Raw genomic sequence first — 17,490 nt, forward strand, 5'->3', positions numbered from 1 at the left:
TGTCAGACTTAGTTGTGGTGACGTACGGCGCGCAGGAACTCCTGGCGGGTATTCTGGCTCGATTTAAACAGACCGCCCAGCGAGGTTGTGGTGGTCGCACTGGTGGCATCGCGCACGCCGCGCGCTTTCACGCAGTAGTGAACCGCGTCGATAGAGACGGCCACGTTATTGGTGCCCAGCAGCGTTTGCAGCGCGGTCAGGATCTGCTGGGTCAGGCGCTCCTGCACCTGCGGACGCTGAGCGAAGAACTGCACGATGCGGTTAATCTTCGACAGGCCAATCACCGTGTCTTTAGGGATATACGCCACGGTCGCTTTACCGTCGATGGTCACGAAATGGTGTTCGCAGGTGCTGGTCAGCGTGATATCGCGGACCGTTACCATCTCATCCACTTTCATCTTGTTTTCAATGACGGTGATTTTCGGGAAGTTGGCGTAATCCAGGCCGGAGAAAATTTCGTCGACGTACATTTTCGCGATGCGGTGCGGCGTCTCCATCAGACTGTCGTCACTCAGATCGAGATTCAGCAGCTCCATGATGTCGGTCATGTGACCGGCAATCAGACGCTTGCGGGTTTCATTGTCCAAATCCTGTACGGGCGGACGCAGTGGCGTTTCAAGACCGCGCGCAACCAGGGCTTCGTGGACCAGGGCAGCTTCTTTACTGAGTGATGACATTTTGTTCTCCTGCAGGTGTGGCGTCTTTTGCCCTCGTTGTGGCAAAAGTATGCGTTCATTGTGCGTGAGGCGGCGCACATAATCCAGTATTCACGACGATAATTATTGCGATTGCTGTTGCCTTTCAGCGTGACGATTCCAGACAAGCGCTCCTCCAACGAACAGCGCAATGCCCGCCAGCCCCAGCGCGGGCTCCAGCCGGTGGGTAAGCCAGGTTGATAACGCCGAGGTGACCGGACCAATCAACTGCCCAATCGCATACCCGGTGGTGAGCAGGCCTGCCATATAACGCGTGTGGTTTGGCGCCAGCTCGCGGCCGTATAAAAGAGAGAGCTGCACGGCACACAAAAAGCCGCCGCCCACCAGCAGCCCGCCCGTCAGCAAACCGCCAATGCCCGGCAGCAGCCAGGCCGCCAGCACGCCAGCTCCCTGTAACCACAGCACGATCGCCAGCCTGCGGTTAGCCGTTGAGGTATGGCGTAACAGAATACTGAGCGCGATGCCCACCACGGCGGCGAGACCAAAAATCGGCCAGGCAAACTGGGCAAACAGGCTGCCGGGAAAACGCACGGCCGCCATTTGCGACAGGAAGGTCGCCGGGAGGATATAGCCAAACCCGGCCAGGCTGTAGCTCCAGACCAGACGCCTTAAATCCGCCGTCAGCACCAGCGGCTCCGGCGCGGTGCCGGGTCGATGGAGCTGCCCGGATCGCGGCAGGTAGCGCGCCACCAGCGCAATCAGCACCAGCGCCAGCACGCCGTAGATTTGCCATGCCGCCCCGGCCGACAGGGACTTCGCCTGAATATAGACGGCGAGCAGCCCGCTCAGGGCAATGCCCGCCCCCGGTCCGGCAAACACCGCAGCGCTCAGGCCCGGTTTACCCAGCTGTCCCAGCCGTTCGTTGGTCCAGGCGGCAATGAGTACCATCGACCAGCCGCTCATGCAGCCAATCACGAAGCGCAGCAGGCCGTGCACGACGGCGTTATCCGCTGCCGCGGAGAGCAGCGTCAGCGCCACCGCGCCGGTGATGCCCAGCCAGAGGCGCGTTTCAACGAAGCGGTGCGCACGCATCGCATCCCACGCACCCACCAGATAGCCCAGATAATTCATCGCCGCCACCAGACCCGCGCTGGTCAGCGTAAGCTGTCCGGCAGCAATCATCAGCGGTACCTGAGGCGTAAAGGCAAAGCGCCCTATCCCCATCGCCACCACCAGAACGACAAACCCACTGAGCGCAATACGCAGCGCCATGACCGCTCCAATTGTTAAAGAAAAGTAAATTTATGATGCAGCATCTCGCCGCCTGGCGAAAGTGAAAGTTACTCACAGGTCAATGAAAAAGCTGTATTATGGGTTTTATGAATACGCATTCTCATTAAGGAGCCCTGCATGGAACTGCTCGAAGAGCACCGTTGTTTTGAAGGTCGACAGCAGCGCTGGCGGCACGACTCCACCTCTCTGAACTGTGCAATGACGTTCAGCATTTTCCTGCCGCCGACGGAAAACCCGCCGGTTTTGTTCTGGCTTTCCGGCCTGACCTGTAACGACGAAAACTTCACCACCAAAGCGGGCGCGCAGCGTATTGCCGCCGAGCTGGGCATTGCGCTGGTGATGCCAGACACCAGCCCGCGTGGCGACGATGTGGCCGACGATGCCGGATACGACCTGGGCAAAGGCGCCGGGTTTTATCTCAATGCGACCGAGCAGCCCTGGGCGCGCCACTACCGCATGTATGATTACCTTCGCGATGAACTTCCTGCGCTGGTGCAGTCGCAGTTTGCGGTTGGCGAGCGCTGCGCGATCAGCGGCCACTCGATGGGCGGGCACGGGGCGCTCATCATGGCGCTGAAAAATCCGGGGAAATACGTCAGCGTGTCGGCATTTGCACCGATTGTGAACCCAACGCAGGTGCCGTGGGGGCAGAAAGCCTTCACACACTATCTGGGTGAGGATGCGGAAAAATGGCAGGCATGGGACAGCTGCGCGCTGATGCTGGCCAGCAAAGCTGAAGAAGCCATTCCTACCCTTATCGATCAGGGTGATGCGGACCAGTTCCTCGCCGGTCAGCTGCAGCCTGCGGTGCTGGCAGAAGCGGCACGCCAGAAAGACTGGCCGCTGACGCTGCGCATTCAGCCGGGATACGATCACAGCTATTATTTCATCGCGTCCTTTATTGAGGATCATCTCCGCTTCCATGCGGAGCATTTGTTCGGGTAAATGCGGCCGATTGCCGGGTGGCGGCTTCGCCTTACCCGGCCTACATTCGTGGATTTTGTAGGCCCGGTAAGCGAAGCGCCACCGGGCATCAAGGCTACATCAGAACTTATAATCCACGCCGACAAAGTAGCGACGGCCATCTTCCGTGTAGCTGTAATCGTCGCGGCTCAGATCTTTGTCCAGCAGGTTCTGCACGCCCGCGCGCAGCTTCACGCTTTTCGTCGCCTGCCACGCGGCGCCGGTATTCCAGATAACATAGCCACCCGGCGTTGGGTCGCTGCTGGTCAGCGCGCGTTTCTCACCGGTATAGTTGCCCTGAACATAGAACGACCAGTCCTGCGTCGCCTTCCAGTCAACGGTCCCGTTGGCGGTGTGGAACGGCAGATCGGACAGCGGCTTGTTGCCGCCGTTGCTGATATCACGACCGTCGTTGTAGGTGTAGTTCAGCGTCACTTTCCAGTCGTCCGCCAATGGGAATTTCAGCTCGGTCTCCACCCCACGGATGCGCGCCTTGTTGACGTTGTAGTAGCGGAAAATCGGCTCACCGTCCGCATTCAGGCCAACGTAGTTAGGGTAGCTCTGCGCCTGTTTCGCATTGGCCGTACGGCTGAGGCTGATGCGGTCATCGACGTTATTCTGGAAGGTGGTCACGCTGGCCTGTACGCCCTCTAACCAGCCCTCTTCCCCGCTGTAGTAGAGACCGAATTCGAAGCTCTCGCTGGTTTCCGGCTTCAGATCCGGGTTACCGACAATCTCACAGGCACCGCGGCACGAGCCGGTGACCCAGTCCGGGCTCAGCTGCAGCAGTGACGGCGCTTTAAACGCGGTCGCCCAGCCCCCTTTCACCGTGACGGTATCGGTCGCGTTGTAGACCAGATAGGCGCGCGGGCTCCAGTGGTCGCCGTAGGTATCATGGTCATCCATACGGATGCCGGTGGTCAGCGCCAGAGGTTCAAAAATACGCCACTCGTCCTCCAGGAACAGGGCATACTGGCTTGTCGACGTACTGCTGCTGGAGCCGCCCGTCAGGTTGACCGGGTCCTTCAGCTTATCGTGACGCCATTCGCCGCCGAGGGTCATCAGCTGGTTGATGTCGCCCAGCGGCAGCACGTATTTCCCGTCTACCGCGTTGCTCTCGGAGGTGATCGGATTGCTGTTGCCCGGGTTTTTGTTATCCACCTTCTCGCCGTAAACCTTCAGCTCGCTGTTGCCGATGCCCCAGCGGCCGTTGTGGCTGAGAGAGTAGTTCTGACGCTCAAGGCGGTTTTTGTCGAGGGAATCCGAGTCACGATCCTGACGGTCGAAACCGTAGCCCGCCGTAAAGTCGTGATTTTCAGACGGCGTCCAGGCGAACTCCACATTCGCATCGCGGCTGGTGAAGCCTTCAATGCGCGGTGTTTCACCGCTCGCCGTGGTAGAAGATTTCTGCTGACCGTCTTTCTCACGCTTTGCGAGGCTACCGTAGGCTTTCAGCCCCAGCAGGCCGTCCACCAGCGGACCGCTGGTATAGAACTGGCCGTCGTACGTATCACCACGATCGCGATGTTCCTGAATTGTGGAATCAGCGCTCAGGGTGCCCGTCCATTTCTGGCCGATTTTTTTGGTGATAATGTTCACCACGCCGCCCAGCGCATCGGAGCCATAAAGCGAGGACATCGGCCCACGCACGACTTCGATTCGTTCGATGGCGTCAACCGGCACCCAGTTGAGGTCGAAATCATTATGGCGGAACACTGCGTTACGGGAATTGACGCGCTTGCCGTCGATCAGGATCAGCGTGTAGCTGCTGTCCAGCCCGCGAATACTTACCCCTTTACGGTTGTCCCCTTCGCTTGTGAGCTGCACGCCCGGCACATCCCGTAACACATCTTTCAGATTTTGAACGGGTTTGCGCTGCAAATCTTCCTGGGTAATCACGCTGATGCTTGCCGGTGCGTCTTTCAGGTTTTGCTCGGTCGCGGAGGCCGTAACAACCATTGTGTCGCCGGATTCCGCTGCGATAACAGGCAGGGCCAGGGACATTGCGGACGCACAAAGTCCTCCCCTGACGAAGGGATTCAACCTAAACATTCCATATCTCCATGAGGTAAATACAACTCAATCAAATCATCATTGCTCACAGCGTCTTCCTTGCCGCCCACATCTCCGGTGGGTCGGTGACACGCTTATTTTTGATAACGATAAAGCAAACGATAATTATTATCAATTAAATTGTTAAGAAATATATCTTTGTTACAGGGGGCGGGAATAAAAAAGCCCGCTCAAACGAGCGGGCTAAGAGAGAGGAAGTGCGATTATTGTTTAAATCGTTCCGGGAATTCCATTTCACTGTAGCGAACGAAGTGTGTTCCTTTCGTCAGCTTGTAGCCAAACCAGATGACGAGGAACAGCGGAATACCAATGTAGGTTGCCGTGACGGCGCCCCAGTCAATGGTGTCCGCCAGGAACGCTTCATAGTTCTGTCCCAGCGTAATAATCAGGCACAGAATGAAGGCGAAAATGGGACCCAGCGGGAAGAACCCTGAGCGATACGGCAGCTGGTTAACGTCATAACCCTGTTTGACGTAGCCACGGCGGAAACGATAGTGGCTAATGGCAATCCCCAGCCAGGCAATAAAGCCCGTCATCCCGGAGGTGTTAAGCAGCCACAGGTACACCGTCTGGTTGCCAAACATAGAGGTCAGGAAGCACAGGCCGGCAATCACCGTTGTGGCGTACAGTGCGTTGCGCGGTACGCCGCCACGGGACAGCTTCGCGAAAATACGCGGCGCTTTACCGTCGCATGCCAGCGTGTAGAGCATACGGGTGGACGCGTACATTCCGGAGTTACCGGCAGAAAGTACGGCGGTCAGGATAACGGCGTTCATCACTGCTGCGGCTGAAAGCAGGCCGGCATGCTGGAAGACCAGCGTGAACGGGCTGACGCTAATGTCTTTGACGTCATTACGCAGCAGGCTTGGATCGGTGTACGGAATGATCAGGCTGATAATCAGGATCGCGAACACATAGAACAGCAGGATACGCCAGAAGACCTGACGAACCGCGCGCGGAATATTCTTCTCCGGGTTTTCTGACTCACCAGCAGCAATGCCAATCAGCTCGGTTCCCTGGAAGGAGAAACCGACAATCATTGCCACGCCAATCATTGCCGACAGTCCACCGGCAAACGGCGCATCGCCTATTGTCCAGTTACTCCAGCCCGCAGGTTCAGCGCCTTTGAAAATACCAACGATCATCGCCACACCGACGACGATAAAGATGATGACGGTTGCCACTTTGATCAAAGAGAACCAGTATTCCGCTTCGCCGAAACCGCGCACGGAGATGTAGTTCAGCAGGAAGATGACGGCCAGGAACAGGGCGCTCCAGATCCAGCCCGGCGTATCCGGGAACCACCAGTTCATCACCAGCTGTGCGGCGACAAGGTCAACGGCGATGGTGACCGCCCAGTTGTACCAGTAGTTCCAGCCCAGCGCGAAGCCGAAGCCTTCTTCAACGTATTTTTGACCGTAGGTCGAGAACGAACCGGATACCGGCATGTACGCGGCCAGTTCGCCGAGACTGGTCATCAGGAAGTACACCATCAGGCCAATCAGGATATAAGAGAAAAGTGCCCCACCCGGGCCGGCTGCCGAAATCGTTGCGCCAGAGGCAACGAAAAGACCTGTACCGATGGAGCCGCCAATGGCGATCATCGTCAGGTGACGCGCCTTGAGTTCACGACGTAGCGTGGGCGCTTCTGTGGTTTTAATTTCTGAAACCATGTGAAAATGCTGTCCATTTAATAAATGAGGCGCGATTGTAGCAGACGATCCGCATTCCTTCCGGCAGAAATACTCAGTTATAAGAGAGCTTCATGACGCGGCCAGGATTATAAGTAAAGCATAATTTTTCCCTCTTCCCTTTGGGGTGAGGGACGATGTCAGATTTCGCAATAGCGCAGAAAACGCTGCAGGGAGCTGGAAAGGTGTTTCTGGCGATGATGAATGCACCACAGCGTGCGCACCAGTTTCGGGAGCGGAACGGGAATTTCCACCAGCGATCCGGTTTCCAGCTGTTCGGCAATAACGCGCCGGGAAAGGCAGCTGATACCCAGCCCGTGGCGCACCGCGTGCTTAATCGCCTCTGAGTTCCCCAATTCCATCCCCAGCTGGAAATGCGGCAGATGGGACAGCAGCAGGTAATCGACAATTTCACGCGTGCCGGAGCCCTGCTCGCGCAGGATCCACTGCGCCTGCGCCAGCCGCTCCAGCGTCACCTCGCCCTGCAATAATGACGAGGCCGGGGACGCAAACACCACCAGCTCGTCTTCCAGCCAGGGCTCGGCAATGATATCGACGTTGTGGCAGGGTCCTTCGATGAGGCCGATATCCACGCGGAAGTCGATCACCGCGTTGATGACGTCCTGGCTATTGCCCACGCTCATCTCCAGCGGCAGGGTCGGGAAATCCCGACGATAGCGGGCGATCACCTCCGGCAGGATGTAATTGCCGATGGTGCTGCTGGCGTAGACGCGGATCGCGCCGTTATCTTCGCGGAACAGCTGTTCGATTTCGATAGCCTGCTCCAGCAGCGCCAGCGCGCGTGGATAAAGAAGACGACCGTGTTCGTTGACCACCAGACGCTTCCCTACCCTGTCAAAAAGCTGAACGCCCAGCTGTCCTTCAAGATCGGTCAACGCCGCGCTGACCGCAGACTGCGAGAGCGCCAGCATTTGTGACGCCTGGGTCGTCGAGCCGCTTTTCAGCACCTCGGCAAACACTTCCAGCTGACGCAAAGTAATGTGCATGGTTACTTACCACTTATATAGATTGATTATAAGTATATAATCAATTTTATTTTTAAGCCAGACCGCCGTAACCTTTAGCCAGACAAAGGAGAAGGTTATGTCAGAAATCACCTTACAACATCATCGTACAGTGTGGCACTTCGTGCCGGGTCTTGCGCTCAGCGCCGCAGTGACCGCCGTAGCGCTATGGGGCGGCAGCATCCCAGCCATCGCAGGCGCAGGTTTCAGCGCGCTGACGCTCGCCATTTTGCTCGGCATGGTCGTGGGTAACACCGTTTATCCACATATCTGGAAATCCTGCGACGGCGGCGTAATCTTTGCCAAGCAGCATCTGCTGCGTCTTGGGATCATTCTTTATGGCTTTCGTCTCACCTTTTCGCAGATTGCGGATGTGGGTGCGAGCGGGATCGCCATCGACGTTCTGACCCTGACCAGCACTTTTTTACTGGCCTGCTTTATCGGTCAGAAAGTGTTTGGCCTGGACAGGCAAACCAGCTGGCTGATCGGTGCCGGGAGCAGTATCTGTGGCGCAGCGGCGGTGCTGGCAACGGAGCCGGTCGTGAAAGCCGAAGCCAGCAAGGTAACGGTTGCCGTCGCGACGGTGGTGATCTTCGGTACGCTGGCGATTTTCCTCTACCCGGCCATGTATCCGCTGGTCGCCCACTGGTTTAGCCCGGAAACCTACGGCATCTATATCGGCTCGACCATGCACGAAGTGGCCCAGGTGGTCGCAGCAGGACACGCCATTAACCCGGACGCTGAAAACGCGGCGGTGATTGCCAAAATGCTGCGCGTGATGATGCTGGCGCCGTTCCTGATTTTCCTGGCCGCACGGGTTAAACAGCTGGCTCCGGCGGGCGGCAGCGAGAAGAGCAAAATCACCATTCCGTGGTTTGCGATCCTGTTCATCGTGGTCGCTATCTTTAACTCCTTCCACCTGCTGCCGAAAGCGGTGGTGGATATGCTGGTGACGCTGGATACCGTACTGCTGGCGATGGCCATGGCGGCCCTGGGGGTGACCACACACGTCAGCGCGCTGAAAAAAGCCGGTGCGAAACCGCTGCTGATGGCGCTGGTGCTCTTCATCTGGCTGATTGTCGGCGGTGGCGCAATTAACCTCGCGGTCCATAGCCTGATGGCATAAACCACTACATCCTTCTCCTGTTAACCCGCTATCATAGGCATTTCGGGTTAACAGGAGTCCCTTTATGAAATATGTTGGAGCGCACGTCAGCGCTGCAGGTGGCCTTGCGAATGCCGCCATTCGTGCCGCCGAAATTGAGGCGACCGCTTTCGCCCTGTTCACCAAAAATCAGCGCCAGTGGCGCGCCGCACCGCTCACCGCTGAGGTGATTGATGATTTCAAAGCCGCCTGTGAGAAATACCGCTACGGGCCCGGCCAGATCCTCCCCCACGACAGCTACCTGATCAACCTCGGTCACCCGGTTGAAGAAGCGCTGGAAAAATCCCGAGAGGCGTTTCTGGATGAAGTGCAACGCTGCGAACAGCTGGGGCTGACGCTGCTGAACTTCCATCCGGGCAGCCATCTGATGCAGATCGACGAAGATGCCTGCCTGGCGCGCATTGCAGAGTCCATTAACATCACGCTGGATAAAACCAAAGGCGTGACGGCGGTGATTGAGAACACCGCCGGTCAGGGCAGCAACCTCGGCTTTAAGTTCGAACATCTGGCGGCGATTATCGACGGCGTGGAGGACAAATCCCGCGTCGGCGTGTGCATTGATACCTGCCACGCCTTTGCCGCCGGTTATGACCTGCGCACCACCGAGGCAACAAAAAACACGTTTGATGAGTTCGAGCGCATTGTGGGCTTTAAATACCTGCGTGGAATGCACTTAAACGATGCGAAAAGCGCCTTTGGTAGCCGCGTTGACCGCCATCACAGCCTGGGCGAAGGCAACATTGGCCACGATGCGTTCCGCTTTATCATGCAGGACGCTCGCTTCGACGGTATTCCGATGGTGCTGGAAACCATCAATCCGGACATCTGGGCAGAAGAGATTGCCTGGCTGAAGGCACAGCAAACCGCTGAACAGGCGGCATAAAAAAAGCCGGGTTGCATCAGCACCCGGCTTTTTTTTGCTTACCGCTTACGCTGCTTTCGCCACAACTTCCGCTTCCGGACGTTTCAGCACCGCGTAAGAGAGGCCCGCCACCAGCGTACCGGCAACAATCGCCAGCAGGTAGCCCAGTACCGGGGTGATGGCGCCAGGGATCAGCAGCACGAACAGACCGCCGTGTGGTGCCATCAGTTTTGCGCCAATCGCCATGGAGATTGCACCCGTTACCGCACCACCTGCGATACAGCACGGCAGCACACGCATTGGGTCACGCGCCGCGAACGGAATCGCGCCTTCGGTGATGAAGCACAGACCCAGCACCAGCGCGGCTTTACCGCCTTCCTGCTGCGCTTTATCGAACTTACGACGGGCAATAATCGTCGCCAGGCCGAGCGCCAGAGGAGGCACCATGCCTGCCGCCATGATCGCCGCCATTGGCGCGTAGGTCTGGGTACTCAGCAGGCCCACACCAAAGGCGTACGCCGCTTTGTTCACAGGCCCCCCCATGTCGGTACACATCATGCCGCCGAGGATTGCACCCAGCAGAACCGCGTTCGCGGTGCCCATGGTCTGCAGCCAGTGGGTCAGACCCGCCAGGATGCCTGCAACCGGCTTACCAATCAGGTAAATCATCGCCAGGCCGACCACCAGGCTGGAAATCAGCGGGATGATCAGGATCGGCTTCAGCGCTTCCATACTCTGCGGCAGCTTCAGCTTCGAGCTAATCAGCTTCGCGACGTAACCGGCGAGGAAGCCCGCGATGATACCGCCGATAAAGCCAGAACCGGTGCTCACGGCCAGCATGCCGCCGATAAGACCCGGGGTCAGACCCGGGCGGTCAGCAATGGAGAAGGCAATAAAGCCCGCCAGTACCGGCACCATCAGGGCGAAGGCTGAGCCCCCGCCGATCTGCATCAGCGCTGCCGCCAGGGTACCTTGTTCTTTAAACGCGGTGATACCAAACGCGAACGAGAGCGCGATACACAGACCGCCCGCGACCACCATCGGCAGCATGTAAGACACGCCGGTCAGCAGGTGGCGATAGGCGCCTGCTGACTCTTTCTTCCCTTCCGTCGCGGTCTGGCGCGCGCCGGTTGCCTGATACGGCTTCGCTTCCACCAGCGCTTTATCAAACTCCTGCGCGGTCTTTTTCAGCGCCAGGCCGGTGGAGGTGCGGTACATTGGCTTACCGGCAAATTTCGCCAGGTCCACTTCGATATCCGCCGCCACAATCACCAGATCGGCCTCAGCCACTTCCTCTGGGGTGATGGCATTGCCGGCACCGACGGAGCCGCGCGTTTCCACTTTTACCCACCAGCCGCGTTTTTTTGCTTCGGTTTCAATGGCTTCAGCCGCCATAAAGGTGTGAGCCACCCCCGTCGGGCAGGCCGTCACCGCCACAATGCGTTTCGGGCCCGTGGCCGCAGCCGGTGCCGTCGCGACAGGCGCGCTGTAGAAAGACGCGTGGCCTTTCGCTTCGCTCAGGAACAGTTCCGGATGTGCCACCGCGCGATTAATATCGCCCAGCCACACTTTTTTGCCGTTCAGCGCACTGTCAGCCGGGATGTTGTCGCCCAGGACAATGGCCAGTTCGGCATCGCCCGGGTTATCAGTCATCTCGAGATGTGCTTTGTTCGCCGCCGCTCCCAGCAGGGTCTTCGCCATATAGGCGCGTGCCTGTCCGAGACCGGAGTCAATGATCAGCAGCGTTTTCATTATTCCTCTCCTGCTGTTAGTTAAAAGGTTTTAAGTCAACGCGCGCCATCATCGCGGCTAACTGGGTACGATCGGTAATACCGACATTGCTCTGGCTGACGGCCAGGGCAGCAACGGCAGTGGCAAGACGTAAAGTATGTTCACTGGATTCCCGCATCAGCAGACCATAAATCAGTCCGCCAACCATGGAATCCCCTGCGCCAACGGTACTCACAACCTCCATTGACGGCGGTTTGGCGATCCATTCGCCAGACGCGTTAACCCACAACGCGCCTTCTGCACCAAGCGAGATCACCACGTGAGCGATACCCTGCTCGCGCAGCGCATGGGCAGCGTCAATCACATCTTTTAATTCTGGCAGCTTACGGCCCGCCCAGATCTCCAGTTCGCGGCGATTAGGCTTCACCAGCCACGGCGAGGCTTTCAGGCCCGCGACCAGCGCGTCACGGCTGCTGTCAAAAATAATGCATGGGCACTGGCTGCGCAGGCGCGTCATCCAGTCGGTAAACGCTTCCGGACTGACGCCGGACGGCAGGCTGCCGCTGACGCACACCATGTCAAACTGCCCCAGCCAGGTCAGCGAGTCGTTGACAAAGCGTTCCCAGTCTGACGGCGTCACTTCGAAGCCAGAGAAGTTCAGATCGGTCACTTCACCGTCTTTCTCCGTTAGCTTAACGTTGATACGGGTACGGCCCTGAACAACCTGGAAACGGTTGGCAATGCCCAGCTCGCTGAACAGCTGCTGGAAACCATCCTGGTTGTCTTTGCCGAGGAATCCGCCCACGGTGACATCGATACCGAGATCCTTGAGCACTTTCGCGACGTTAATCCCTTTGCCCGCAGCGTGCAGGCCGGTGGTACGCACGAGGTTAACTTCGCCGCGCTCAATTTCCGGGCAAAACCCCACCAGGTCATAAGCCGGGTTCAGCGTAATAGTCGCAACACGTCTGCTCATTATGCGCCCTCCCCCAGACCCGCCGCGATGGCATCGCCAATCGCTTTCAGCGCCTGTTCAGCATCGGCACCCTGCGCGGTGAAACGCAGACGGTGGCCTTTCTTCACGCCCAGCGCGACCACTTTCATCAGACTACGGCCGTTGGCCGGTTTGCCCGTGCCGTCAAGATTCGCCACGGTAATCTCACTCTCGAATTGTTTAATGGTATTCACCAGCATGGTACCCGGACGGGCATGCAGGCCGTGTTCGTTACGTACCACGAACTCCGCGGTTTGCACGTCATCCGTCAGCGCATCATCACTGGTCAGCAGTGCCAGCACGGTGGATGCATCAGCGTTCAGCAGTTTTTCAGCTTTGTTGTTCAGCAGCAGATCGCCAAGACGCTTCAGCACGGAAACCGGCTGTTCATCAGCCATCGCCACGGTCACCAGCATGGCTGCGCGCTCGCCTTCTACCTCAAACGCCGAGGCAGCACGGCTCACGGCAATCGCACTGCGCAGGTTGCCTTCAGCACTGTCGTTCAGCCAGATGCCCTGACCCAGATTCAACGGCTTATCGTTAATCACGCGCGTCACAAAGGTGGCATCCGCCGCGCCGGCTTCTTTCAGACGACCCGCGTTCAGCGCCTGCAGCGTCACCAGATCGGAAGCAACCACATCCAGCATCAGCGTTTCATTATCCAGTTTCAGCGCTTCACTCTGTTTTTCGCCCATCAGCAAGGCGCGCAGCTCTTCCGCGGTGGTGGCGGATTTAAGCTGTTCAGCCACCGCGTCATCGCTCAGAACATGCGTCAGCTGACGCAACAGACCTAAATGTTCATCGCTGCTGGCCGCGATACCGATGGCCACATACGCCACCTGACCGTCGCCCCAGAGCACGCCCTGCGGGAACTGATACACCTTAACGCCGGTTTTCAGCACCTGATCGCGGGTGTCGGTGGTACCGTGCGGAATGGCAATGCCATTGCCGAGGAAGGTTGAAGTCTGCTGCTCGCGGGCCAGCATGCCGTTGACATAGCCGTCCGCGACGTTACCCGCCTGCACAAGCGCAGCGGCAACCTGGCGAATAGCCTCTTCTTTATCCCCGGCCTGAGCGCCCGGGTGGATATCCTGAACAGATAACTGGAACATGGTTCTCCACTCCTGCTGAACTTGAATCGTTTCAGCTTTAATGAGAAAAAATGCGCTAGCCTGCTCCGTTTGTTAAAACAAGATAGCGCTGAAACGTTTCAAAAAGTCTTGCGCTTTCTGCTGTGCCTTGCAAGTAAACTCGTCTTTCTGATATCAGAATTTAGAGATACAGCACATTTCTTCTTCATTGAGCTGAATTTTGCTGAAGTTCAGCAAGTCAGTTTCAGCTAAGGTCAGCAGCGTGAGATGCAAGTTGAAATGCCATTTTGATTTTTCGTGGCATCATTGACCGCACCCACTGTTTATTTTTTAGCTGACGGCGTACACTCCGCCCCTCTCTGCTACTCGCTAATTATAAAACATGCATAACACCCCTGCGGCTGCCTCGCCAAAGCCCTTTGACTTGACCTCAGCGGCCTTCCTGATTGTTGCCTTTTTCACGGGCATTGCCGGTGCGTTACAGACGCCGACGCTGAGCTTATTTCTGACCAATGAGGTCCATGTTCGTCCGGCGCTGGTTGGCTTCTTTTTTACCGGAAGCGCCATCATCGGCATCCTGGTCAGTCAATTTCTGGCGGGGCGCTCCGACAGAAAAGGCGATCGTAAAAGCCTGATCGTTTTCTGCTGCCTGCTGGGGGTCATGGCCTGCGTTCTGTTTGCCTGGAACCGCAACTACTTCATTCTGCTTTTCGTCGGGGTATTCCTGAGCAGCTTTGGCTCGACGGCTAACCCACAGCTGTTTGCGCTTGCCCGCGAACACGCCGACCATACCGGACGTGAAGCGGTGATGTTCAGCTCTGTCCTGCGTGCGCAGGTGTCGCTGGCGTGGGTGATTGGCCCGCCGCTGGCCTACGCGCTGGCGATGGGTTTTGGCTTTACGGTGATGTACCTGAGCGCGGCAGTCGCGTTTGTGGCGTGCGGCGCGCTGGTGTGGTTCTTCCTGCCGTCAATGCGCAAAGAGCCCAAGGTGGCAACGGGTGTGCTGGAAGCGCCCCGCCGTAACCGCCGCGATGCCCTGCTCCTGTTCGCGATCTGCACGCTGATGTGGGGCACCAATAGCCTCTATATCATCAATATGCCGCTGTTTATCATTAATGAACTGCACCTGCCGGAGAAGCTGGCGGGGATCATGATGGGCACCGCAGCCGGGCTTGAGATCCCGACCATGCTGATCGCAGGCTATTACGCTAAGCGCTTCGGGAAACGTTTTTTAATGCGCATCGCCGCCGTCGCCGGTCTGCTGTTTTATATCGGTATGCTGACGGTACATACGCCAGGGCTGTTGCTGGCGTTACAGCTGCTGAACGCTATCTATATTGGTATTCTCGCCGGGATAGGCATGCTTTATTTCCAGGATCTGATGCCGGGCCAGGCAGGCTCCGCCACCACCCTTTATACTAATACCACCCGCGTGGGCTGGATTATTGCCGGTTCAATGGCCGGTGTCGTGGCCGAAATCTGGAACTATCACACGGTGTTCTGGATTGCGCTGGTGATGTGTACGCTGACGATTGGCTGCCTGGCGAGGATTAAAGACGTTTAAGGCGCGGTGAGCGCTTCCAGCTCAAGAAGGTACGTTATCGCCTGCTCTCGCGTGCTGCCGCACATTTCAGCCGTGGGCTGAAGCCCGGAGCAGACCTTCGGGCGCAACGGTGAGCCAAAGATCTTGCACAGGTTCGTTTCCGAGAGCTGAACGCAGCGGGTATTGGCAGGTTTGCCCTCGGGCATTCCTGGAATGGGGCTTGAAATGGACGGTGCAGTACAGCACGCGCCACAATCGGGACGACAATCCATAAATGCTCTCTTCCGCTGGCGAATGCCCGTACGGTCGGGCATCGCGCGCACAGTAACACCTTTTGTGTATTGATAGCAAAAGCCACGAATTCCTCTTGCCTGAAAGGCCGCGCGCGAGTAATTTGGCGCGATATTTTTTACCTCCCGTAAACAGGATTACTGCAATGCCAAGAGCGAACGAAATTAAGAAAGGTATGGTACTGAATTACAACGGCAAACTGCTGATTGTGAAAGATATCGATATTCAGGCACCAAGCGCCCGTGGTGCAGCTACGCTGTACAAAATGCGTTTCGCCGATGTGCGTACCGGCCTGAAGGTGGAAGAGCGCTTTAAAGGTGACGATATCGTCGATACCGTGACCCTGACCCGTCGCTATGTTGATTTCTCCTACATCGACGGCAACGAATATGTGTTCATGGACAAAGAAGATTACACCCCGTATATCTTCACCAAAGACCAGATTGAAGAAGAGCTGCTGTTCATCCCGGAAGGCGGTATGCCTGATATGCAGGTTCTGACCTGGGACGGCGTGCTGTTGGCGCTGGAACTGCCTCAGACCGTCGATCTGGAAATCGTTGAAACGGCACCAGGCATCAAAGGCGCATCCGCCAGTGCCCGCAACAAACCGGCGACCCTGACCACCGGCCTGGTTGTGCAGGTGCCGGAATACCTTTCTGCTGGCGAGAAAATCCGCATCCATATCGAAGAAAAACGCTATATGGGTCGCGCTGACTGATTGCGGCGTTTGTCGGGTGGCGCTACGCTTACCCGACCTACGAAAAAACCGGCCCTGAAGCCGGTTTTTGTGTTTTTGTAGACTGGGTAAGGCGAAGCCGCCACCCGGCAATTCCGGTTACAGCAGCTCCGGATACTTCGTCATCTTCAGCGCCAGCTCAACGCCGCGCACTTCCGCCATCCCTTTAAGACGGCCAATCGCCGAATAGCCCGGGTTGGTTTTCTTACGCAGATCGTCCAGCATCTGGTGTCCGTGATCCGGACGGAACGGGATAGGACGCACATCGCCAGCCTGCTTACGACGCGCCTCTTCCGCCAGAATAGCGTCCACCACCGCGACCATATTCACATCGCCGCCCAGGTGCGCCGCCTCGTGGAAGGTTTTTGGGTTCTCTTCACGGCAGGTCGCACGCAGATGCGTAAAGTGAATGCGATCGCCGAAGGTTTCAATCATCCGCACCAGATCGTTATCGGCCCGCACGCCGTAGGAGCCGGTACACATGGTAAAGCCGTTGTGGATGCTGTCGACCGTCTCTTTCAGCCACTGCATATCTTCAATCGTAGACACGATACGCGGCAGGCCGAGGATAGGACGCGGTGGATCGTCCGGATGTACCGCCAGGCGAACCCCTACCTCTTCCGCGACCGGCACAATTGCGCGCAGGAAATACGCCATGTTTTCACGCAGCTGGTGCTTATCAATATCGCCGTATTCCGCCAGGCGGGCGCGGAACTGATCCAGCGTATACCCCTCTTCGGCACCCGGCAGGCCCGCAATAATATTACGGGTCAGCTTTTCGATATCCGCGTCGCTGGCGGCATTGAACCATTGGAGCGCCTGCTGCTGCTCTTCAGCGGTGTAATCCGCTTCTGCGCCAGGGCGTTTCAGAATGTGCAGTTCGAATGCCGCAAAGGCAATCTGATCGAAACGCAGCGCTTTTGAGCCGTCCGGCATTTGATATTCGAGGTCTGTACGCGTCCAGTCCAGAATGGGCATGAAGTTGTAGCAAACGGTATCAATACCGCAGGCCGCGAGGTTACGGATGCTCTGCTGATAGTTGGCAATCCAGGTCTGATACTCGCCGGAATGGGTTTTGATGTCTTCGTGAACCGGAATGCTTTCCACCACAGACCAGGTTAATCCCTTTTCCGCCAGCAGCGCCTGACGCGTCTGTATTTCCTCTACCGGCCAGACCTGACCGTTAGGAATATGATGCAGCGCCGTGACGACACCCGTTGCGCCAGCCTGACGCACATCATCAAGAGAAACCGGATCGTTCGGCCCGTACCAACGCCAGGTTTGTTCCATTGCCTCACCCTCTTAAGTTGTTATACCAATATGCGTTACTACAATGACGACTACCATACATGTTTACCGCGAAGGGTCAATACACC

15 protein-coding genes are annotated in these 17,490 nt (G+C 57.3%); 5 read left to right on the forward strand and 10 right to left on the reverse strand.

Annotation, left to right across the window (positions count from 1 at the left end):
- Nucleotides 1-8 precede the first annotated feature (8 nt).
- Nucleotides 9-677 (reverse strand): GTP cyclohydrolase I FolE, encoded by a 669-nt coding sequence (gene folE, locus C6A40_RS07360; protein ID WP_008500927.1) that lies wholly within the window; start codon nt 675-677, stop codon nt 9-11.
- A gap of 102 nt (nt 678-779) precedes the next feature.
- A complete protein-coding gene (locus C6A40_RS07365; protein ID WP_045334369.1) occupies nt 780-1,928 on the reverse strand; it encodes a YbfB/YjiJ family MFS transporter in 1,149 nt (382 codons plus the stop codon).
- A 138-nt stretch (nt 1,929-2,066) separates the two neighbouring features.
- On the opposite strand from C6A40_RS07365, the gene fghA reads away from it, so the two are divergent.
- On the forward strand, nt 2,067-2,894 hold the full coding sequence (gene fghA, locus C6A40_RS07370; RefSeq protein WP_045334366.1) for an S-formylglutathione hydrolase: 828 nt from the start codon (nt 2,067-2,069) through the stop codon (nt 2,892-2,894).
- Between the two features lie 99 nt (nt 2,895-2,993).
- Here fghA and cirA read toward each other — a convergent pair whose 3' ends face one another.
- The 3 genes from cirA to yieE all read right to left on the reverse strand — a co-directional run bounded on the left by cirA (nt 2,994) and on the right by yieE (nt 7,683).
- Nucleotides 2,994-4,964 (reverse strand): catecholate siderophore receptor CirA, encoded by a 1,971-nt coding sequence (gene cirA / locus C6A40_RS07375; RefSeq protein WP_045334363.1) that lies wholly within the window; start codon nt 4,962-4,964, stop codon nt 2,994-2,996.
- 224 nt (nt 4,965-5,188) lie between these two features.
- Nucleotides 5,189-6,658, reverse strand: a complete 1,470-nt coding sequence (locus C6A40_RS07380; RefSeq protein WP_008500931.1) for an amino acid permease — start codon at nt 6,656-6,658, stop codon at nt 5,189-5,191.
- Nucleotides 6,659-6,816: 158 nt separating this feature from the next.
- Nucleotides 6,817-7,683 carry a DNA-binding transcriptional regulator YeiE gene (yieE, locus tag C6A40_RS07385; protein ID WP_008500932.1) on the reverse strand — a complete coding sequence of 289 codons (867 nt, stop codon included), beginning with the start codon at nt 7,681-7,683 and terminating at the stop codon, nt 6,817-6,819.
- A gap of 97 nt (nt 7,684-7,780) precedes the next feature.
- Between yieE and C6A40_RS07390 the strand changes: the two genes are divergently transcribed.
- Both C6A40_RS07390 and nfo read left to right on the forward strand, forming a co-directional pair.
- Entirely contained in the window at nt 7,781-8,827 is a 1,047-nt protein-coding gene (locus C6A40_RS07390) for a YeiH family protein (protein ID WP_023294037.1), read from the forward strand.
- Between the two features lie 64 nt (nt 8,828-8,891).
- A complete protein-coding gene (nfo, locus tag C6A40_RS07395; protein ID WP_023294038.1) occupies nt 8,892-9,749 on the forward strand; it encodes a deoxyribonuclease IV in 858 nt (285 codons plus the stop codon).
- Between the two features lie 45 nt (nt 9,750-9,794).
- On the opposite strand, the gene fruA is transcribed toward nfo, so the two are convergent.
- From fruA to fruB, 3 genes are read right to left on the reverse strand one after another with little or no spacing between them, the layout of a single operon-like run.
- Nucleotides 9,795-11,480 carry a PTS fructose transporter subunit IIBC gene (fruA, locus tag C6A40_RS07400; protein ID WP_045334361.1) on the reverse strand — a complete coding sequence of 562 codons (1,686 nt, stop codon included), beginning with the start codon at nt 11,478-11,480 and terminating at the stop codon, nt 9,795-9,797.
- 16 nt (nt 11,481-11,496) lie between these two features.
- Nucleotides 11,497-12,435, reverse strand: a complete 939-nt coding sequence (fruK, locus tag C6A40_RS07405) for a 1-phosphofructokinase (protein WP_008500936.1) — start codon at nt 12,433-12,435, stop codon at nt 11,497-11,499.
- Nucleotides 12,435-13,565 carry a fused PTS fructose transporter subunit IIA/HPr protein gene (gene fruB / locus C6A40_RS07410; protein WP_045334358.1) on the reverse strand — a complete coding sequence of 377 codons (1,131 nt, stop codon included), beginning with the start codon at nt 13,563-13,565 and terminating at the stop codon, nt 12,435-12,437. Before fruB ends, fruK begins: the two co-directional genes overlap by 1 nt.
- Before the next feature lie 361 nt (nt 13,566-13,926).
- Between fruB and setB the strand changes: the two genes are divergently transcribed.
- A complete protein-coding gene (gene setB / locus C6A40_RS07415) occupies nt 13,927-15,108 on the forward strand; it encodes a sugar efflux transporter SetB (RefSeq protein WP_032663187.1) in 1,182 nt (393 codons plus the stop codon).
- On the opposite strand, the gene C6A40_RS07420 is transcribed toward setB, so the two are convergent.
- Nucleotides 15,105-15,359, reverse strand: a complete 255-nt coding sequence (locus tag C6A40_RS07420) for a YkgJ family cysteine cluster protein (RefSeq protein WP_045334419.1) — start codon at nt 15,357-15,359, stop codon at nt 15,105-15,107. The genes setB and C6A40_RS07420 overlap by 4 nt on opposite strands.
- 164 nt (nt 15,360-15,523) lie before the next feature.
- On the opposite strand from C6A40_RS07420, the gene yeiP reads away from it, so the two are divergent.
- Entirely contained in the window at nt 15,524-16,096 is a 573-nt protein-coding gene (gene yeiP / locus C6A40_RS07425) for an elongation factor P-like protein YeiP (RefSeq protein WP_008500940.1), read from the forward strand.
- 117 nt (nt 16,097-16,213) lie between these two features.
- Here the strand turns inward: yeiP and uxuA are convergent, their stop codons facing one another.
- Entirely contained in the window at nt 16,214-17,404 is a 1,191-nt protein-coding gene (gene uxuA, locus C6A40_RS07430; RefSeq protein WP_044597895.1) for a mannonate dehydratase, read from the reverse strand.
- Between the last annotated feature and the right edge of the window lie 86 nt (nt 17,405-17,490).

It is taken from the genome of Enterobacter sp. GER_MD16_1505_Eko_090, from assembly GCF_003331015.1.
GTDB classification, from domain to species: Bacteria; Pseudomonadota; Gammaproteobacteria; order Enterobacterales; family Enterobacteriaceae; genus Enterobacter; species Enterobacter roggenkampii.